At 39.0% G+C, this 20,196-nt stretch carries 15 protein-coding genes; 10 read left to right on the plus strand and 5 right to left on the minus strand.

Annotated features, from left to right (window positions below):
- The first annotated feature begins 35 nt into the window (after positions 1–35).
- The 3 genes from ABDW32_RS02175 to ABDW32_RS02185 are packed head-to-tail and all read left to right on the plus strand — an operon-like array spanning position 36 to position 6,763.
- Positions 36–3,023 carry a SusC/RagA family TonB-linked outer membrane protein gene (locus tag ABDW32_RS02175; protein ID WP_343558945.1) on the plus strand — a complete coding sequence of 996 codons (2,988 nt, stop codon included), beginning with the start codon at positions 36–38 and terminating at the stop codon, positions 3,021–3,023.
- A gap of 18 nt (positions 3,024–3,041) precedes the next feature.
- A complete protein-coding gene (locus ABDW32_RS02180; protein WP_343558946.1) occupies positions 3,042–4,670 on the plus strand; it encodes a RagB/SusD family nutrient uptake outer membrane protein in 1,629 nt (542 codons plus the stop codon).
- A gap of 59 nt (positions 4,671–4,729) precedes the next feature.
- Positions 4,730–6,763, plus strand: a complete 2,034-nt coding sequence (locus tag ABDW32_RS02185; RefSeq protein ID WP_343558948.1) for a beta-L-arabinofuranosidase domain-containing protein — start codon at positions 4,730–4,732, stop codon at positions 6,761–6,763.
- Positions 6,764–6,944: 181 nt separating this feature from the next.
- On the opposite strand, the gene ABDW32_RS02190 is transcribed toward ABDW32_RS02185, so the two are convergent.
- Positions 6,945–7,826 carry a DJ-1/PfpI family protein gene (locus ABDW32_RS02190; RefSeq protein ID WP_343558949.1) on the minus strand — a complete coding sequence of 294 codons (882 nt, stop codon included), beginning with the start codon at positions 7,824–7,826 and terminating at the stop codon, positions 6,945–6,947.
- Between the two features lie 203 nt (positions 7,827–8,029).
- On the opposite strand from ABDW32_RS02190, the gene gndA reads away from it, so the two are divergent.
- The 3 genes from gndA to pgl are packed head-to-tail and all read left to right on the plus strand — an operon-like array spanning position 8,030 to position 11,666.
- On the plus strand, positions 8,030–9,448 hold the full coding sequence (gndA, locus tag ABDW32_RS02195) for an NADP-dependent phosphogluconate dehydrogenase (RefSeq protein WP_343558950.1): 1,419 nt from the start codon (positions 8,030–8,032) through the stop codon (positions 9,446–9,448).
- A gap of 8 nt (positions 9,449–9,456) precedes the next feature.
- Positions 9,457–10,938: a glucose-6-phosphate dehydrogenase gene (zwf, locus tag ABDW32_RS02200; RefSeq protein ID WP_343558951.1), complete on the plus strand. Its 1,482-nt coding sequence runs from the start codon at positions 9,457–9,459 to the stop codon at positions 10,936–10,938.
- A gap of 17 nt (positions 10,939–10,955) precedes the next feature.
- Positions 10,956–11,666 (plus strand): 6-phosphogluconolactonase, encoded by a 711-nt coding sequence (pgl, locus tag ABDW32_RS02205; protein ID WP_343558952.1) that lies wholly within the window; start codon positions 10,956–10,958, stop codon positions 11,664–11,666.
- Positions 11,667–11,770: 104 nt separating this feature from the next.
- Here the strand turns inward: pgl and ABDW32_RS02210 are convergent, their stop codons facing one another.
- Positions 11,771–12,163 (minus strand): (deoxy)nucleoside triphosphate pyrophosphohydrolase, encoded by a 393-nt coding sequence (locus ABDW32_RS02210; protein ID WP_343558954.1) that lies wholly within the window; start codon positions 12,161–12,163, stop codon positions 11,771–11,773.
- A gap of 120 nt (positions 12,164–12,283) precedes the next feature.
- On the opposite strand from ABDW32_RS02210, the gene ABDW32_RS02215 reads away from it, so the two are divergent.
- Complete coding sequence (locus ABDW32_RS02215; RefSeq protein WP_343558955.1) at positions 12,284–13,129, plus strand: penicillin-binding transpeptidase domain-containing protein; 846 nt, start codon at positions 12,284–12,286, stop codon at positions 13,127–13,129.
- Between the two features lie 43 nt (positions 13,130–13,172).
- Positions 13,173–13,307 (plus strand): hypothetical protein, encoded by a 135-nt coding sequence (locus ABDW32_RS02220; RefSeq protein ID WP_343558956.1) that lies wholly within the window; start codon positions 13,173–13,175, stop codon positions 13,305–13,307.
- Here the strand turns inward: ABDW32_RS02220 and ABDW32_RS02225 are convergent.
- From ABDW32_RS02225 to ABDW32_RS02235, 3 genes are all read right to left on the minus strand, one after another.
- Positions 13,304–13,801: a hypothetical protein gene (locus ABDW32_RS02225; RefSeq protein WP_343558957.1), complete on the minus strand. Its 498-nt coding sequence runs from the start codon at positions 13,799–13,801 to the stop codon at positions 13,304–13,306. The genes ABDW32_RS02220 and ABDW32_RS02225 overlap by 4 nt on opposite strands.
- A gap of 193 nt (positions 13,802–13,994) precedes the next feature.
- A complete protein-coding gene (locus ABDW32_RS02230) occupies positions 13,995–14,390 on the minus strand; it encodes a hypothetical protein (protein WP_343558959.1) in 396 nt (131 codons plus the stop codon).
- 7 nt (positions 14,391–14,397) lie between these two features.
- Entirely contained in the window at positions 14,398–15,702 is a 1,305-nt protein-coding gene (locus ABDW32_RS02235) for a hypothetical protein (RefSeq protein WP_343558961.1), read from the minus strand.
- Positions 15,703–16,193: 491 nt separating this feature from the next.
- Between ABDW32_RS02235 and ABDW32_RS02240 the strand changes: the two genes are divergently transcribed.
- Together ABDW32_RS02240 and ABDW32_RS02245 are read left to right on the plus strand one after the other, a co-directional pair.
- Positions 16,194–18,107, plus strand: a complete 1,914-nt coding sequence (locus ABDW32_RS02240) for a right-handed parallel beta-helix repeat-containing protein (protein WP_343558962.1) — start codon at positions 16,194–16,196, stop codon at positions 18,105–18,107.
- Between the two features lie 202 nt (positions 18,108–18,309).
- Positions 18,310–20,025 (plus strand): hypothetical protein, encoded by a 1,716-nt coding sequence (locus ABDW32_RS02245; protein ID WP_343558963.1) that lies wholly within the window; start codon positions 18,310–18,312, stop codon positions 20,023–20,025.
- The last annotated feature ends 171 nt before the right edge of the window (positions 20,026–20,196 follow it).

The raw sequence follows: 20,196 nt of genomic DNA on the forward strand, positions 1-20,196 counted from the left end.
ATTAACTGATTATAAACAATCTTAATGGAATTTCCATGCAAAAAAAAACCTATTATCTATTTTTTGTCGTTCTTCTACTTACGACTTCTCGATCAGTAGCGCAGACTAATGCCGCAGCTACGGGAAAAGTGCTTTCCTCATCCGGGGAAGCGATCAGTAACGCAACAATTGAGGCAATTAGCGTCAAGCTAAAGACCAAAACTGTTGTTTCCTCAAATGACAAGGGTATTTTTGAGTTCAAAAATTTATCCACTAATGATAAATACAATCTATTTATCCGTCATGTCGGCTTTCAACCAGATTCAATTATCGGTTTTATCGTTAAAGCAAATCGTTCCAACAGTCTTTTGATACGGCTCTCGGCAAAGCAAGCTACCTTGGACGAGGTTGTCGTTGTTGGTTATGGAGCTCAGCGCCGTAGCGAAATAACCTCGGCGATTTCGAGTGTAAAAAAGGAATCGTTCATAAAAGGTGCAGTGCAGGATGCTGCGCAGCTCCTTCAGGGTAAAGTTGCTGGACTAGGAGTTACTGTTCCTAATGGAAATCCTACGAGCAATTCACAGGTAAGTCTGCGGGGTGTAGGAACATTGTTGTCCGGTTCGACTCCACTAGTTATTATTGATGGAGTTCCTGGTGATCTGAATACTGTTGCCCCGGAGGATATTGAAAGTATTGACGTGCTTAAGGACGGTTCTGCTGCTGCGATCTATGGTACCCGTGGGAACAATGGCGTTATTTTGGTGACAACCAACAAAGTGAGAGGGGTACAGTCAGGTGCTGAAATCCAGTCGTACATCAGTACCCAGACGATCCAGAGACGCTTAAATATGATGAACGCTGAACAATACCGTGAATTGGTCGAGCAGAAAAAACCTGGCGCGATCGATTATGGGCACTCAGTTGACTGGTTGGATGAGGTTTTGCGCAAACCATTTACGTCAGTTACAAATGCGAACTTATATGGTGGTACATCAACCTCAAATTATATCGCAAATTTTAATTACCGCTCAGCTGAAGGAATTATAAAACGTTCTGACAACCATCTGATAACAACAAGGTTGGAGGCAAACCATGCGATGTTTGACAACCTGCTGAAATTCAACTTCAACATTATGGGAAGGCAGCAGGATTTTCAGGCCCTGGGAGATGGGAATAGTTTCAATGGCGATATCTACAGAAACGCTTTAATAGGTAATCCAACAGACCGTGTGAAAGACGATAATGGAAATTGGGTAGAACATCCCGTTATGAATGGCTACATGAATCCTTTGGCCGCGATATATGAAAGCGATGGAAAAAATAAGAGTAGCCAGGTCCGTACTTTTGGTTCAGTCACATTGACTCCAATAAAACCTTTTTTTATTCGCGGGTTGCTTTCGCGTACCGTCTTCAACGAAACCCGAGGATATTCGGAGTCGAAAAAACATATTTCGAATATACGTAACAAAAGAAATGGATATGCTTCTCGCGGAACTTCAAGAAGGACAGAGGATCTTTTGGAATTAACAACGCAATATCAGCAAAATTTCGGAGCCCATCATATTACGGCTCTAGCCGGATATTCTTATCAAAAGGACCAATATGAGGATTATTATATGAATAACTGGGATTTTCCATCTGACCAATATTCTTATAATAACATGGGCGCGGGTGCCGCTTTACGCAGGGGAGAGGCTGGCGAAAACTCGCTTAAAAATGAAAATCTTCTTATTGGATTTTTCGGCCGCCTAAATTATAATTTTGACAATAGATATTTCATATCTGCCAGCCTTCGTCATGAAGGATCCAGTAAGTTTGGCAAAAATCACAAATGGGGTAGTTTTCCCGGTGTATCGGTCAGCTGGAATCCTTTGAATGAATATTTCATGAAAGGCAATGATACATTTACCAATTTGAAAGTTCGTGCTGGCTTTGGGGTTACGGGGACTGTCCCCAATGATCCATATATGTCATTGAGAAAATTGACTACTGGAGATAACTTTTATACAGTCGGCGGTTGGATTCCAACGATCAAACCGTCATCCAACGCCAACCCTGACCTCCGCTGGGAGAAGAAAGAAGAATGGAATATCGGTCTGGATTATGGTGTATTGAACAATAGGATTAAAGGAAGTATCGACTATTACAAACGTACCACTAAAGATATGTTATGGCAGTATAACGTTCCTATGCCACCGTATTTATATGATAAAATGGTGGCAAATGCAGGTACCATGGAAAATAAAGGGCTTGAAGTTCAGATTTCTGCAAACCCAATTCGCAAGGAAAGCTTTACATGGAATTCGACCATCAACTATTCAACGAATAAAAATAAACTGGTTTCGCTATCAAATGCCCAATTTCAGGTTCATACAGGTTTCATCGATGCAGGATGGACAGGCGAACCTATTCAAAAGAATACGCACCGTATCTACGAGGGTGGTGAAATGGGCAATTTTTGGGGATTTAAAACCGTTGGCGTCGATGATGATGGCCGCTGGCTAATCTCAGATAGACAGGGAAATTCCAAGTCGATCCTAAATCAAACGGATGATGACAGACAAAAAATTGGTAATGGCCTGCCTAAGCATCTATTGAGCTGGGACAATCAATTGGTATATAAAAATTTTGATCTGAATATCACCATGAGAGGCGCATTTTCCTATGATATCCTAAATATGCCGCGGATGTTTTATGAGGTTCCTGTCAGTCTCACCAGAGGCAATTTATTAGCTGATGCGTACCAGCCCAAATACGGAAAAGTACTCAGTGATCAACAGGAACTACAATACGTGGATTATTTTGTTGAGAAGGGAGACTTCTGGAAAATAGATAACTTGACATTGGGCTTCAATCACAAAGTGAAAGATAAATTTTTCAAGTCCATGCGTTTTTATTTTTCTACCAATAACCTTTGGACGATTACTGGATATAAAGGAATCGATCCGGAAGTCAATAGATATGGTCTGGATCCTGGGGTTGACGTTTTAGGGCGCTATCCTTCTACACGAAGCTTCACACTCGGCACAATGTTCAATTTTTAACCAACTAGAACCACTATTATGAATTTGAGATATATTTCAGGTATTGTCTTATCAATGACATTCATTCTGACAACATTTTCGGCTTGTACCGATCTAAAGGAAAATATTTATTCCGAAATCTCCGAAGAGAGTTATCAATATTCGCCCGGGGATGCCACACGTCAACTTGGCGCCGCCTATGCCAATCTCAAGGGATGGACTGACGCTGGAGCAGGGTTAGGAATTAGTATCGCGCAGGCAATTTCCACTGACGAAGCTATTTTTCCTGCCAATGGTTCCGGATGGGATGATGGCGGAAATTTTCGTCGTATGCACCAACATAAATGGGACGCAACGCAGGCACATGTTAAGCGCATGTGGACATTATTTTATTCGGGTGCTATCCTCTGCACAAATGTTATTGCTGTGATTGAAAAAGATGGGTTTCCTTTTGCTACTAACGAAAATAAAGATCAACTGATTGCAGAAGCGAGGGCTTTGAGGGCTTTTTATTATTGGTATATACTTGATAATTTCGGTGATGCTCCGTTGGTAATAACACCCTCTAGCGATATGCCGGGCACTACTCCTAGGAAAGAAATATTCAATTTCGTTGTGAAAGAACTAAATGAAGTGATTAATACACTACCAACAGAAAAAAGCGGATCGAATTATGGAAGATTTAATCGTTGGGCAGCCAAGGCCTTATTGGCAAACGTATATCTCAACGCGGAGGTTTATACCGGGAAGCCTGAGTGGGAAGCCTGTTCGAAAGAAGCCGATGATATTATTGCTTCTGGAAAATACGTATTGGATCCCGATTATCGTGATCCGTTTAAAACTAATAATGAACGTTCTGGGGAGAATATTTTTGTCATTCCTTTTGACGAGATCTTTGCCCAAGGCTTTAATTATCATTTGGCAGCTTTACATGGTGCTAACCAGCGTACCTACAATCTCCAAAGTAGCCCTTGGGGCGCTGGGGCCTATAAAGGAACTCCTCAATTTATTGATACCTACGATAAAGATGATGAGCGATTAGCGGCCACCTGGCTTTCCGGACCACAATACGCTGCTGATGGTACGCCATTATTAGGTTCATACGACAAAATGGGGCAACCTTTGGTATTTGTCAACCGGATGCCGGACGGGATTTTCACCAGTGAAGCCGAAGGGCTCCGTTATTTAAAATACGAAGTTAAAAATGGTGCCCGTTCATCCTTAAGCAATGATTATGTGATCTTTCGTTACGCGCAAGTATTGCTTATGAAGGCCGAGTGTCTATTGCGTATGGGCCGCAATGATGAAGCTGCTAAATTAGTCACTCAGGTACGTCAACGGGCCTTTAAAAATACACCTGCCAAAGCGGTTGTTACAGGCCAACAGCTTCTTGCTCCATCGCAATATAAATACGGTTTGGTGAAAAACTATATTTTAACTCCGCAGGTTAAGGCTTATCCGTTACAATTCGGGAGATTATACGATGAACTTGGCTGGGAACTGGCCGGGGAAACTTTTAGGAGACGTGACATGATTCGATTTGGCCATTATACCAAGGCTGAGTGGCTGTCGCATCAAGCTAGTGAGGATTTTCGCGCTGTTTATCCTATTCCGCAGGATGTGGTTAATTCCAATCCAAATTTGCAGCAGAATCCAAATTATAAATAAGAACAACATACTCCTTAATTACACAACAATCTGCATTTTGCAGATAAAACAACATGATCATGAAGACGCGATATTTTTTATTTTCACTATTGATTGCAGTTCCGTCCATTGTTTTTTCACAGCAGGCAGGTAGCAGTAATTCCTATCTTAACAATAGGCTTCCCTTAATAGAGAAGCCTTATATCGAACTGCCTATTGGCAGCATCAAGCCTAAGGGTTGGTTATTGGAGATGCTAGAACGGCAAAAAACAGGTGCCACAGGAAAAATGGATGAATTATATCCACAGGTTATGGGAAAGCGAAACGGTTGGTTAGGTGGAGATGGTGATCAGTGGGAAAGAGGTCCGTATTGGATAGATGGCTTGCTGCCTCTAGCTTATATCTTAAATGATCAGCAGCTTAAGGATAAGGTCCGGCCATGGATAGAGTCAATTTTAGGAAGTCAGCGAAAGGACGGAAACTTTGGACCCGCCAAAGATTATCCCAATGAATCTGGAATCCAACGTGATAATGCCGCAGATTGGTGGCCAAGAATGGTGGTACTAAAGATTCTGCAACAATATTATTCCGCCACAAAAGATCGCCGGGTAGTTAGTTTTTTTTCCAATTACTTCAAATACCAATTGAAAGAGCTGCCTGTCAAACCGCTTGATAACTGGACCTTCTGGGCAAAATACCGGGCTGCAGATAATTTGCAAGCTGTCTATTGGCTTTATAATATTACAGGTGAACAATTTTTACTGGATTTAGGTAATCTGCTCCATCAACAAAGTTATGATTTTGTTGATATGTTTCTGAACAGTAATAAACTAAGTCAGTTCAATTCAATTCATTGTGTTAACCTGGCGCAAGGTTTAAAGGAACCACTTATCTATTATCAGCAAAAGCCGGACAGTATGTATTATCAAGCTGTCAAAAGAGGGCTAGCTGACATAAGGAAGTACAATGGACAACCGCAAGGAATGTTTGGAGGCGATGAGGGGTTACATGGTAACAATCCTACGCAGGGTTCTGAACTTTGCTCGGCCGTTGAGCTTATGTATTCGTTAGAAAAGATGTTGGAAATTACAGGTGATGTAGGCTTTGCTGATCATATAGAACGGATTGCATTCAATGCGCTTCCTTCACAGATAAGTGATGATTTTATGGATAAGCAGTATTTTCAGCAGGCCAATCAGGTTGCCATTACCCGTCATACACGCAATTTTTACGAAGATGCCCATCACGAAGGAACCGACATCTGCTATGGTACACTCTCAGGATATCCATGTTGTTTTTCCAATATGCACCAAGGATGGCCAAAGTTTACGCAAAACCTTTGGTACGCAACGGCCGATAAAGGTATCGCTGCATTGCTATTCTCTCCTTCAGAAGTGGTCGCCAGTGTTGGTACAGGACAACATGTTGTACATATTACGCAAGAAACTTACTATCCTGTGGATGATGTTATTAAATTTTCGGTGAATTTTCCGGATAAAACATTGGGAGAGGTTGAATTCCCATTTCACATCCGTATACCATCTTGGTCGAAACAGCCTATGCTCAGTGTCAACGGTAAACAAATCGAAGTACACAAATCTGGAGCTATTGCTGTAATAAATAGAAAGTGGCAGAGCGGAGATCTCGTGGAATTGAAGCTTCCGATGGAAATTGAAACTAGCCGATGGTTCGAAAATTCGATTGCTGTGGAGCGAGGGCCACTTGTATACGGTCTGGAAATGGAGGAGAATTGGGTGAAAAAGGAATTTACTGAAAATGATAAAGTACAGTTTGGTAGTCATTATCATGAGGTTACTTCGCCGACAAAATGGAATTACGGCATCTTAGACTTTAAGAAAGAAAATATCAATGATCATTTTGAAGTAATCATTGACCACAATAAACAGAAGTCTAAATTTTTCTGGAATAAAGAATATGCCCCCATCAAAATCAAGACAAAAGCCAAAGAAATCGTAAGCTGGAATTTGTATAATGAGATGGCAGGCCCATTACCATTTTCTATAAGTAGGGGTACAGGCAATGTGGAAGAAATCAGTTTAATTCCATATGGTTGTACGACTTTAAGAATATCAGAATTTCCTTTAGTTCGTTGAAGTGACTTATGAATAGGTATTTTACGTTCAATATGCATACCATCAGATACTTCATGTATCTGATGGTTTTTTGTATAGGCCATTCCTTCATTTGAAGCATTGGTTTATCAAGCTAAACATCTATCCTAAAAAAGACACAAAATAGAATAATTTGTACTGGTCCAATTTTGGCCTCCGCTGCCTATCCATTTTCCACTTTTGATTTTTCATGGGCGAGAAGTTCATCCGCGCAGAGTTTTCCGAATTTATCAGCCGCTAATGGGCTATCCCCAGTGATCAATTTTCTGTCTACGTGACAATCGCCGGCAATTTTTTTATTCAAAATTTCAACCCCAAGTTGTTTGAGTTTTTCGCCATAAAACCAGGGCATCTCACCCGGCTGGTATCCACTTTCTGGTAAAGTCTTGTCCATTTCATCAGGAAACGAATTGATCTTATACCCCTTGAAGGGAAACTCAGCATCGCCACAATCTGCTGCGCTTAAGAGTGCTGCCGGGCCATGGCAGATTGCCAATAGATATTTATCTTCTACTACTGCCCATTTGATCAGTTCTTTTACATCATTATTTTCAGGTAGTCCGAGCATTGCGCCATGTCCGCCTGGGATAAAAACGGCCACGTAGTCAACATATCCTTTGTTCGTATCAGCTATAAAATCCCGCAGGTTGTGCGGGTTTGAAAATTGCGTATTATACTTATCGAGGATTTTACCGATGTTTTCATCTTCATAGGGCATAGCCCACATTTCAAATTTTACAGGATTACCGGTCGGGGTGTAGAAGTCAACCTCAAATCCAGCCTGTTCGAAATGAAGAATGGGAACCAGTGTTTCGACCGGATGATTACCCGTTGAAAATTTCTTCCCATTTTTCATGGTCATATAGCGCTCTTCTGTACAAAGCACAAGAATCTTTTTTCGGGTGTCCTTGTTGACATCACTGTACTTTTTTTTGCTGTAGTTTGTCTTGGTCGTAACCATCGCCTTTCTTGAAAAAAAAGAAGGTTCGTAACCAATGCCGTCAAATACGGGTTCTTTGCTCAAATCGTTTGAAAATAATGACATAGTAATATTCTTTATTGTTTGTAATTCATGCTATTGATAAGCTTTGAATGTCAAACTTCCCACATTTTATTAATCTTTAAGAGATAACAATATCAAAGCCCATGCTGTTTCGCCTAAAAAATATTTGTGAAAGCAGCACTCAATAATTTTTTTACTGGCGTGCATTTCAGTAATTTTGATTTATAAATAAACTTTAAGTAAGAATGGAAAAGTATAATTACGGGGTCATTGGTCTGGGGGTAATGGGAAGAAATCTGCTTTACAATATTGCCGATAATGGTTTCTCTGTCGTAGGATTCGATTTAGATGAAGAAAAGGTAATAGAACTTCGTAAAGGAGTGGCTTCAGGTACAAAGGTTGTTGGAACTGTTTCTCTGGAGGAATTTGTGTTGCGTTTAGACAGTCCGCGAAAAGTTATTTTGATGGTTCCTGCAGGCAAACCGGTTGATGCTGTTCTTGAGAGCATAACACCGCTTCTGAGTCCAAAAGATGTTGTCGTTGATGCGGGAAATTCTTATTTCAAAGATACCGAGAGACGTATAGCTGATTTAGCTTCTAAAGACCTTCATTTTATGGGAATGGGAGTTTCCGGAGGCGAGCAGGGCGCAAGAAGAGGACCGAGTATTATGCCGGGTGGAGATTTGGAAGTTTTCAATTTGGTGAAGCCTATGCTGGAAGTGATTTCAGCAAAAGTAAAAGGGGAGCCCTGCACCGCTTATATGGGGAAAGGAGCTGCAGGGAATTATGTTAAAATGGTTCACAACGGTATTGAATATGCCATCATGCAATTAATCAGTGAAGCATACGATTTACTGAGAAAAGGAGCTAATCTTGACAATAAACAATTGTATGAAGTTTTCAAAAGATGGAATGAAGGCGAGATGAATTCTTTCCTTATTGAAATAACAAGAGATATTTTCCAGCAAAAAGATGATGTAACAGACGGTTTTCTTGTCGACAGGATTTTAGATAAAGCAGGAGCAAAAGGAACCGGAAAATGGACCTCCCAAGAGGCTATGGAAGTTGGGGTATCTATTCCAACCATCGATATTGCGGTAACATCAAGAATTTTATCTGCTTACAAAGATGAGCGCGTGAAAGCTTCTCAATTATATGCTAAAGAAGACGTAAATATTCCTGAAAATACAGAATTGTTCATCAAAGAAGTGGGAGATGCTTTGTATTTATCTACTTTAATCAGTTATGCTCAAGGTTTGGCATTATTGGTAAAAGCTTCTGAAGAATATCAGTTTGAAATTCCGTTAAAAGATGTTGTTAAAATCTGGAGGGGTGGATGTATCATCCGTTCGGTTTTATTGGAAAAATTCTATCTGGCTTATTCAAAAGACGAGAACTTATCTAATATTTTATTGGATCAGGAAATTTCAGAAATTGTAAAAGATAAAATTTCTTCATTAAGAAAAACAGCTGCTTTTGCTGTATCAAACGGAATTCCAAGCTTGGGAATTCAGTCGGCTCTAGGGTATTTCGAAGCTTATACCACAGCATCTTTACCTGTGAACCTGCTTCAGGCGCAGCGTGATTATTTTGGTGCACACACTTACCAAAGAACGGACAGAGAAGGAGTCTTTCATACGTCATGGCAAAACCTAAATAACTAAGTCTAACAATGAGTGACAATACAGTCCTGCATCCAACAACGATCGTTATTTTTGGTGCAACAGGGGATTTGGCAAAAAGAAAGCTTTTTCCTGCCTTTTACAATTTATATATCGATGGCAGAATGCCAAAAGGCTTTAATATTTTAGCTTTAGGAAGAGCCGAAAATACGGATGAAAAATTCAGAGCCTATATTAAAGAAAGTCTGGAGAGTTTTTCCAGGAAGACGGTAACCAAGGAAGACTGGGCTGGTTTTCAGGCTCACATCAGCTATTTTCAGCATCAGCTTGATGAAGAAAGCTCTTATCAGAATTTATATCAGAAACTGGAAAATTTTGATAAAGTGTACGGAATGCGGGGAAACAGACTTTTCTATTTGTCGATTGCACCAAACTTTGTATCGGTCATTTCAAATCATCTTAAAAATACGTCAATAGCATCTGATCCTGCAACAGACCGAATTATTATCGAAAAACCTTTTGGTCACAATAAAGAATCTGCCATTGCGCTAAATAATCTTCTTTCACAAACTTTTCAAGAAGAACAGATTTATCGTATCGATCATTATTTAGGAAAAGAAACCGTTCAGAATATTTTGGCGTTCAGGTTCGGAAATTCAATTTTTGAACCTCTTTGGAATCACAGACATATAGAATCGGTGCAGATTACAGTTGCCGAAGAAGTAGGAGTGGAAACAAGAGCCAGTTTTTATGAGCAGACAGGCGCTTTGCGCGATATGATTCAGAACCATCTTTTGCAAATTCTTTGTATGGTCGCTATGGAACCTCCGGCTTCACTTGAATCGGGAGAGATCAGGGATCGTAAAGTTGATGTTTTAAAATCCATCCGTAGGATTTCTCCCGAAAAAGTAGATCATTATGCGGTAAGAGGACAGTACGGACGAGGCAAAGTAAATGGGCTAAAAGTAAATGGCTATCGCCAGGAAGAGGGAATTGCTCCTGATTCCAATACCGAAACATTTGTCGCGATTAAGTTTTATCTGGATAATGAAAGATGGGAGGATGTTCCTTTTTATGTTCGTACCGGGAAGAAGATGAAAGAAAAGCATTCTTATATAACGATACAGTTTAAGCCCCTTCCAAGTTCTATGTTTTCAGAAAGCACCTCGCTTCTGTCGGCTAACCGATTGGTTATTAATATCCAGCCACAAATGGACATCAGGTTGCAGTTTATGTCTAAAAAACCAGGCTTGTCTTTGGCGCTTAAACCTGTGGAGATGATTTTCGATAATTTTGCCTGTCAGACCGATACTCCGGAGGCTTATGAAACTCTTTTATTGGAAGCACTTGTGGGAGACCTTACACTGTTTATGCGCTCTGATCAGGTAGAAGAAGCTTGGGATGTGATAAAAACGATTCAGGAAACCTGGGAAAAAACCAAAGACCCCTCTTTCCCAAATTATGCTTCAGGAGACTGGGGACCTGATGACAGTGATGCACTGGTAGAGCGGCAGGGACATCAGTGGGTTTAAAATCTAATGAAAAGAAAATGAATATTACGATATTTGATAATCTGGATGCGTTATATAAAAAAGCAGCAGACACATTTGTTGAGCTTTCGAAAAAAGCAATCCAGAAGCATGATAAATTTGTGGTCGCGTTGAGTGGTGGCTCTTCACCGAAAGCCATTTTTAGCTTATTAGCTACTCCCGCGTACGCAGATAAAATAATTTGGAACAAAATCCATTTTTTTTGGGTAGATGAAAGATGGGTTCCTCTTGAAGATGAGAAAAGTAATTTTAAGATGACTTGGGACGTACTTTTGAATAAGGTTCCAGTCAATAAAAATCAGATTTTCCCCATGTATAAGGAGGGGATTGAGCCTGAAAATTACGCTAAAGAATACGAAACTCAAATCAGAAATGTTTTGGGAGATGAAGGTATTTTTGATTTCATCCTTTTAGGAATGGGAGATGATGGCCACACAGCTTCTCTGTTTCCAGGTGAAAAGATTTTACATGAAAAAGAAAAATGGGTTGATGCCTACTACCTAAAGCCACAGGCAATGTTCAGAATTACTTTGACTGAACCTATTATCAATAAAGCTGAAAATATTCTGATTGTTACATTTGGTAAATCCAAGAAAAATGCTTTGAATGAAGTTCTTAATGGTGTATATAATCCTGAACTATATCCGCTACAGCTAATTGAAAAGAAAGCAGGAGTCCAGATTTTTACCGATAAAGAAGCTGGAACTTAATGCCATTTAACGATAGTGGGCGACTAGCCAAAAAGGCTCTCTTATTAACCAATAAGGGAGCCTTTTATTTGAAAAAAAATTATCAAATTGCTTCCCTATGCCGGTTAGAGGGAAGCTTTTTTGTTTAAATATTCTTCCACAATAGGCAGGTCAGCTTCTGCCCAGTCGTAGTTTCTTAATTGAGCAGCATCTACCCATATCGCCTGGGCATGTTCCAGCGCTTTTACTTCTCCTGATTTTAGGCTGCATACAAAAGGGTAGAGCCGCAGCGAAAAGTCGGCGTAGTGGTGCTCTACCATCGTTAGTGCGCTATGTATATTAATATCAATATGGAGTTCCTCTTTGATTTCTCTGCGTAGGCATTCTTCTTTAGATTCTCCGGTTTCGATCTTGCCACCCGGGAACTCCCATTTCAATGGAAGTTTCATTGAAGCCGACCGTTGGCAGATCAGTATTTTATTGGCGTGTTCTATAATCGCACAGGTTACTTGCAGCATAGTGGTTCAAAGGTAATGATTTAGAAAAATATTATTAACTTATCCTGTATGGGCTTGAAAAGAAGACTGAATGATTAAATACAGTAAGAATTTTTCGGTTCCGATAACTATTTTATAAAGATGATATTAAGGATTACACTGTTGATGTTTGTGGCTGCCTTTTATATTTCTGGGGTAAATGGACAGATAAAAGAGATATTTTCGAAAGGTACGAAAATTGTAATGCCCAATATTCAGGGGTATTTTAAGGAGTGTGGGGTAAGCGGGACTATAGCTATTTATGATAATGGAAATGACATCTGGTTTGTATCCGATACATCGGATTGCAAGATTGAAAGGGTGCCTGCATCTACGTTTAAGATCATAAATATGCTCATTGCATTAGAGACAAATACGATCAAAGACGAAAATGCTGTGGTGAAATGGCCGGGATCAATAGATACCATTAAATATGGCTATCGTCCCGATATCTACAGAGATATTTCAGTAAAAGAAGCTTTTCAGGTGTCCGCAGGCTGGGCTTTTATTGAGCTTGCAAAGAAAATAGACAGATCTACCTACCAAAAGTTTTTAGGAGAATCCGGCTATGGAAATGTCGATCTAACTGAAAAAGGACAAGATTTTTGGAATTTTGGAGCGATGGGTATTTCTCCTATCAATCAGGTTGAATTTTTGAAACGACTATATGATGGGAATTTACCTTTTTCCGATCGAAACATGGACATTGTCAAAAAGGTAATGATAACAGAGAAAGATAAAAACTTTATAATACGGTCAAAAACTGGATGGACAAGGGAGCACAATACGAACACAGGATGGTGGGTAGGATACCTTGAATCTGATCAAAATGTCTATTTCTTCGCGACACGACTTATACAGGACCGTAAATTCAATAGATCAGATTTTTCTAGCTGTAGGAAGGAAATTACCAAAAAGGTATTTCGGGATCTTAAAATAATGCAATAAATTACATTGTGATGGAAAGGAATATTTTAGGCATCCTAATACCATGTTGTACAATTCTTTGAACAAGTTGCCAAAATTCGTCTATGAGGTCGTGGAGTACGATTATACCGCTATGGCCAATATCCACAATGATGGGCCGAATAGTCATACCCCCATATTTGAAGGCGATTATATCTAAATATTAGTTCTTCCTACTACAATCCTGAAATAAATAGATGGATAAAGAAAATACTCACCAGAAGATGGTTTTCCCGAAAAAAGGTAAACTTTTTTAAGATCAGCGGATGAAATTGTCGATATACATTCTCCTATCTTCTCCGAATCAATTTGAAAAGGTATTAACACTGTTTTGGAAGTATATCCTTTATTTTTGAGATCTGTATAAATACTCTTGAAATCAAGATCATCCCTTATTTTTTGCATATAGTCAACAAATAAAGGATGCGCACTATCAGAGAACACAATATCCAGTATTTCGCCGTCATTGTCAAATTGAAGCTTCATTAACGTAATCGTTGGAATGCAATGGTCTTTAAGTTCTTCAGGATATTTGAAATGTACAGCTAGACTAGAATACAGCTTTTCAAATGACGGAAAATCATCATTCTTTTGGCCACAAACAGTTAAAGAGATAAATAAAAACAGTCCCGTAATTAAGAAAAATTTCTTCATATTTATAGTTTTTATTGCCATTTTTTCCCTATGTAACAAGCTCGTAGTCGGCTAGGATTATAGATCTATCATTCAAAGACGGTAATTTATTTCCTACTTCTTATTAACGATCTGGAAATGCAGCTATAACTGTGTATACAACAATGCCAAAGATAATTTATTTTCTTCGGCATATTGAGCGTGTTTAGAAGGGTTATAAAATTCCCGGCTCAGAGGAGACCAGGTATAATTTGAAAATCAGTAAGTTTTTGCTACCGAACTTTGGAATGATTGGAATAGCGGCTTTGCCACGTTTCTTTACATCAATTCGCAAAGGAACATCATTTTTATCAAAAAGAAATAACTTAGAATTGAATGTACTATCTCGAAGTATACCAGGAAGGGGTTTTACATCAGAAATATCAATCTCTTTTTTTGATTGGAAATCGAAAAGCTGGATTGAAATCCCAACTTTGTCTTTTTCTAGGGATTTATCATTTTTAGACTTGTATGAGTATTTTCCTACATCTCCTATATTTACGGTAGTAGCGCAACTCACTAAAAAATTGAATAATACTATATTCATGAAAACTATGATATTCTTTTTCATAATGCCTTTATTTGCAAGTGGTACCTTTTGTTCCAGACCTGTAAGCGGTCGCGAGTATTGCTCTTCTATCTGAAGGAATACCAGTAGTGTTATTTAAGGTTTTATAAATAGAATCTTCTATCTTACTTTGAAAAGTATTTTGCAAACCATCTGTAGCCAATACTTTAGCTTCGTTAATATCCATACCATATGTATTATTTAGGTAACCAGCTATAACGTTTATATAACTTGACCACATCATATCGTGTTGTTCTACGCTCTGTTTTCCGTATTGATCAAAAAAACCTTTAGTATAAAGATAAGCGTGGATTGTTTCATGTAGTGCTACCATAGCTACATATTCTCTCGAAGCACTTGGCAGTTCATTCACATTTAAATCTATCCTAACATCCATATTAGAAAATGTCCCATCTGGCCTAGTAGAGTACCTTGTTAATGTCGCAGTCCCGCCTCGCAAATGAGGTAAATTAGTAGCTTCGTAAAAGCTCAAATTGAAATCTTGATTCAATTTGAATGCACTTAATAAGGCCTCTTGGGTGGCAGATTGTACATTACTCATAATTATTGCATCAACGGTGTTTTTTAAACACGGGTTCTGACAGTTGTTGGTTATAATATACTGCTCCACAGGCTCATTAGATCCTTCATCAAAAACTGGCATTTGTTCAAAATCATCTGGATCGCCATAAGTGTCGTTATTAGATGATCCACCACCAGTGATATCTGGAGGGTTATCACAGCTTACAAAATTCAACATACCGTTGACATATCCATAAATACATTTGGCTCGCAACCCTGAATTACTTTTAGAAGTCCTAACGGCAAATTTCCTACGTATACCGGTATCATTATTTAAAATTGCACCTTCGCTATAATAATCGATTTTTTCAATGCCCTTCGATATTGATCGTGAAATAATTAGTCCAGAATAACCTTTTGAAAGATTTGTTGGAACAAAGGTAACTGCTGAATAGTTCCATTTAGAGTCTTTATTGCGAACTGCTTTTAATATAACACGATTTTTCAAATCGACTTGCATTCCATTGATGGGAAAGCGAACGGTATCTAACACTGTCACAGCAATTAAAATAGTATCTTTGTGTTTTTCGACTGTTTTATCCCAATTAATTCTAGTTCTGAATGCTGGGGTTAGCAGGTACACCTTTGACTTGTCGTAACCCGTCTGCTTTTCAAAATCAGCTCGTAATAAGCTAATATCGTCTACCTTATTGTTTTCAATAAATGAGTCGTTTTGGTCCTTACAACCAATTATCACCATAATAGTGGTGATTAATAAAAGGAATCTTCTCATAAAGTTACTTAATCAGTTTTTAATAAAGTTACAAAATATTTGTTATATAATGTAATGACGGTTGAATTTAAAAGTTGTTCTAAAAAATGTGAAAATATTTTTCTAAAGAAAAATTAATTGCTGCATGGGCAGTGGTTTCGCTTATATTTGATGCTTCCTCACTTTTGGCGGTCAAGACGGAGCACATATCAAACATTTCCTCATGTCAGTTACAACTTTTGGCACACAACTGAGAGGATCTTACCCCATCTGATGGTATAAAGTAAGGCAAGATAGTTATTAAAAATAACCTTTTTATGTTTCTTCCCTTTGCCGGGAAGCTCTTTGTTTTAATTAACTCTTGTTTTTAAAATCCGCCACACTAGCTCTGAACGATGAAGCGAGTAGTATACTTTTCGGTATCTCCCGTGTACCGATTACATACACCTTGTTTTCCTCAAATAGCCCCCTTAATCCCCATACTTTTACCCATATCATTTAAATAAAAGAATATGGCAAATCAATTTTTAATCAAAGAGACGATGGCAGCTATGCGAGGCTTATCTGCTACCGAAATTACAGCTTTACAAAACGGAACTTATGAGGGAATTCAGCTGTTAGGTTATTACGAGAAAGGGGATACACCAGCACCGATTAATTATTATCTTGCTCCAACCACTCCTGACCCGGGTTCGGATAACGGTGGAAGCCTCATTGAAGTAGGTGGAATTAAGCTCATGCACAATTTCGTAGGCAGTGTCGATATCAGATATTTTGGAGCAGCACCGCAAAATTTGGACAATACGATTTTTATTCAGAAATGTATTGACACCGTTCAAATCAAATGCATTTCTATTGATAATAATACTTATAAGGTACTTGGGTCGATTAATCTAAAATCAGGGTTAAAAATACAAGGTAATGCTTCATTGATAACCAAGACTGGCAATCAGTCCATTGCTCTTTTTGTCGGTATAGCAGTTAATGATGTGGTAGTAGATAATATTCGATTGCATGGTGGATTCGATCCTGCAAAACCCAACAACAATGAGTATGCGGGATTATGGTTTTCCGAATCTTCCCATTTGGTGATAACAAATGTAAGCGTAGAGAAATTCTCTGTGGGAATACGTCCATACTATTGTGATGATGTAGAAATAGATGGTAATACTATCGTTGATAATCACACTGCGGGGATTTCAGGATTTTCTAATAATATGAAGTTAAAAAATAGCTTTATCCAAAGAAATGGAAATACTAACCAATCACAGCAGACGCGAGATGTCTATCTGATCAACAGCAGTAATCTTGAGATATTCAATAATACAATTGGAAATTCAACGGATCCGCTTACCAGAGCTTTAACTGTAAGATATGGGGTAGATGAACTACGGACAGGTTTCGACAAGGTGGAGAATATTTCAATAGTACACAACCGCTTTCAAAACAACGGTGTAGGTATCGCAGGCGATCCTGGAGTGGTGGCAACACAGCGCGTTACTCCAGTCAATGTGATTCTTGAATCTAATGATTTTACTGGTACGACTGATCTATGGATCGATGATGTCTTCAATGCAAGAACACAAAATAACAAAGGTATTGTCAATTACAATGTCAGGATAGGTACGAGTAAACCTTTTTCCCTTTATTCGTTCAATGATGAAACACAACAGGTCAACCAAAATTCCCTGTCCGGTAATCAAACTGTGGCTAGAGATGCTATTGTCTTTGATTCTACGGTTTTCACCAGTTCTACTGGCTTTGCATTCAATACTGTCGCCGGCTATGGTGGACTTCCGGCATGTACAATCAAAAATCCTAAAAGTAAGGTACCGTTATTTGATGCATCCTTTTCCAATAGATTTATTGTCGGGAATGTATTAGTTGAAGATAACTTTAGGCCGAATTTAAACAATCGCAACTATTTTGACTATGAGATTGTGAATAGTAGTTCATTTACACCTAATAATATTTCCAACGAGCGAAATCCCTTTTTTATTAGGGTAGATACTGTAGGAGTATTAAATATTACCGCGCCAACAAATAGTAAAAACGGTGCGGAACTCGAGTTGATTCTGTTAAATTCTACACCTACTGGGCAGATGAATGTTACTTTCTCTGCCGAATACGATCTGTCTGAAAATACGAAACGGGCTTTAGCTCATCTTCCGTTTAGTAAGTACATTTTTTTGAAATTCAAATATCTACGGGGTGTTTGGAGAGAGGAAGTCAATAACTATTTTTTCAGTCAGTCATCCGCTGTTGCAAATGTCTCAAATGCGAATCTTTCGAATACAACAGCTACAGATGTCGCGGGTTTGGTCTCTTGGATTAATTCAGATTTAATTCCGTTGGTCAATGCCAATAAAACCCAACTTAATGCCAAATTAGAGTCCGATCGAGCGAGTGGTCAACAATCAAGTTAACGATATTGAGCCGTTAGAGAAATGGAATATTCGCAAGGATATTCCATGTTTTGTTTGACATGGGCGTTCTATAATTTTGAAAAGCAGACAATCCAATAAATACTTTTCGGTATCTCCCGTATACCGCTTACATACCCCTTGTTTTCCTCGGATAGCCTCCGTAACAGCCATACTTTTGCTATACACATAAAAATACAAGAATATGGCAAATCAATTTTTAGTTAAAGAAACAATGGCGGATATGCAAGGCTTATCTGCTGCTGAGGTTACGGCTTTACAAAACGGAACTTATGAGGGAATCCAGCTATTGGGGTATTATCGGGTAGGCGATTTACCAAGTTCAGTATTTTATTATAAAAGTAGTTCTTCCCGAACGGACAATGGCGGTGATATTATTGAAACATCAGGATTGAAATTCGAATCAGTCTATAGAGCTGAGGTTGATATACGTTACTTTGGTGCAAAGGGAGATGGGCAGCAAGATGATACCCAATTTATACAAAATGCTATTGATACCGGATTAAATGTATATTATCCTACGCCGCCTGTAGAATATAAAATTACACGATCGTTGCGAAGCAAAACTAATCAAATCCATAGAGGTGACTATCAGCATAATAGAAATAGCTCCGCTGTCCAACAGGGACTAGTGGCCACAATGTCGGAGCCTGTTTTTATCTCGGGTAGTGGTATTACCCTGGTTAATGGTAAGGTTGAATTTGCTGCACCTCGCATTAGTTATGTCACTCTTGATCGGATGGTTATTGTTAACAATGGCCCGGGAGATGGTGTACATATTTTAGGTAGTACTAACTTTCAAGCTATAGACTGTCGTATTCGTTCTACTTCACCTGATGCTACCGGGATCTATATGACCTACTCATATCGGGCAGAGGTCAGGGGCTGTTGGCTAGGGGCAGCTGGTAACAATTCGTATGCGTTGCTCGCATTGGACAATATGAATGGATTTCAGGTTCATGGAAACACAGTTTCCGCTGGACAATATGGCACGGGTATAGCTATTGGGCTAGCTCAAAATATATCTGTTCAAAACAATATACTTGAAATCAACGGCAAAGCTATTGTTTTGGGCGGTACGGACAAACCCAACGATGGCAGTATCAATGGTTATGTTGTATCCAACAATTATTCCGAGACAGCCAGCTTGCACCTCTCTTTAGGAGCAAGATTTGGTTTGGCAGCAGGTACAGTGTCTAATAATTTTATGACAACCGTATCCGAGGGTGTAATCCCTAGCACTGCACAGGATAGCGTTCTATTAATCGGTCGTGTACAGACTACTGAGATCAGAAATAATTATTTTAACCAGAGCTTTGTTCCAGTGATAAACTTTATGTTTAATGATCCTACAAGCGAAACAAAGGATAATATATCGGAATATGGAAATAAAATTGTTAGGGGACCCTCAAATGCACTCTACAAGTTTAGCGGCGACCATATGGCCAATCAGGGATTGATCGCTGCATTGGGCGGCCGGAATCTATTCCGGTCGATTAAATCGCCAATGGCAGGAAAGGGCGTTTATGGTAGCCTTGAAGAAAGGGAATATATCTCACCTATTGTCAGAGCGAATGAAGGCCTTTCAATTGGATCATGGATTCAAGAAAGTTTGTTGGAGTTTGGTGGTTTAATCTATGCGGTACAGATCATCGAAAAACAAGGAGATCTGTCTGGAGCGAGGTTAAAAATAGGTAACTCATTGAATAACAATGCCTATGTGAATAATATAGATTTAGGGACACTGACCTATGTTAATGGTTCCGCAACAGTCAAGGAGACTTATCAAAATGGTGGTACTATTAATCCTAATTTGCTGAATACCCTTCTAGTTGAACCGTCAACGCAACCAACAGCAACCGGAACTTTTAGAATTCGAATTTCCTATCGAGCAACATAGAAATGCTCGCGTATAGGATTGCTAATTTCTGTCGCAATATTTTTGTGTTAAAATGAACAGACAAGGACAACTTTAGCAGATGCGGTATCCACAAAGATACCGCATCTATTATTGAATGTACATTTTTCGGTATCTCCCCGATACCGCTTACATACACCTTGATTTCCTCGG

Source organism: Sphingobacterium sp. (genome assembly GCF_039596235.1).
GTDB lineage: Bacteria > Bacteroidota > Bacteroidia > Sphingobacteriales > Sphingobacteriaceae > Sphingobacterium.

Coding starts and splice junctions, on each gene's coding strand:
- ABDW32_RS02175 (WP_343558945.1), top strand. CDS start 36: ATGCAAAAAAAAACCTATTATCTATTTTTTGTCGTTCTTCTACTTACG.
- zwf (WP_343558951.1), top strand. CDS start 9,457: ATGAGTGACAATACAGTCCTGCATCCAACAACGATCGTTATTTTTGGT.
- ABDW32_RS02220 (WP_343558956.1), top strand. CDS start 13,173: ATGTTGTACAATTCTTTGAACAAGTTGCCAAAATTCGTCTATGAGGTC.
- ABDW32_RS02180 (WP_343558946.1), top strand. CDS start 3,042: ATGAATTTGAGATATATTTCAGGTATTGTCTTATCAATGACATTCATT.
- ABDW32_RS02235 (WP_343558961.1), bottom strand. CDS start 15,702: ATGAGAAGATTCCTTTTATTAATCACCACTATTATGGTGATAATTGGT.
- ABDW32_RS02215 (WP_343558955.1), top strand. CDS start 12,284: ATGATATTAAGGATTACACTGTTGATGTTTGTGGCTGCCTTTTATATT.
- ABDW32_RS02240 (WP_343558962.1), top strand. CDS start 16,194: ATGGCAAATCAATTTTTAATCAAAGAGACGATGGCAGCTATGCGAGGC.
- ABDW32_RS02225 (WP_343558957.1), bottom strand. CDS start 13,801: ATGAAGAAATTTTTCTTAATTACGGGACTGTTTTTATTTATCTCTTTA.
- gndA (WP_343558950.1), top strand. CDS start 8,030: ATGGAAAAGTATAATTACGGGGTCATTGGTCTGGGGGTAATGGGAAGA.
- ABDW32_RS02190 (WP_343558949.1), bottom strand. CDS start 7,826: ATGTCATTATTTTCAAACGATTTGAGCAAAGAACCCGTATTTGACGGC.
- pgl (WP_343558952.1), top strand. CDS start 10,956: ATGAATATTACGATATTTGATAATCTGGATGCGTTATATAAAAAAGCA.
- ABDW32_RS02230 (WP_343558959.1), bottom strand. CDS start 14,390: ATGAAAAAGAATATCATAGTTTTCATGAATATAGTATTATTCAATTTT.
- ABDW32_RS02210 (WP_343558954.1), bottom strand. CDS start 12,163: ATGCTGCAAGTAACCTGTGCGATTATAGAACACGCCAATAAAATACTG.
- ABDW32_RS02185 (WP_343558948.1), top strand. CDS start 4,730: ATGAAGACGCGATATTTTTTATTTTCACTATTGATTGCAGTTCCGTCC.
- ABDW32_RS02245 (WP_343558963.1), top strand. CDS start 18,310: ATGGCAAATCAATTTTTAGTTAAAGAAACAATGGCGGATATGCAAGGC.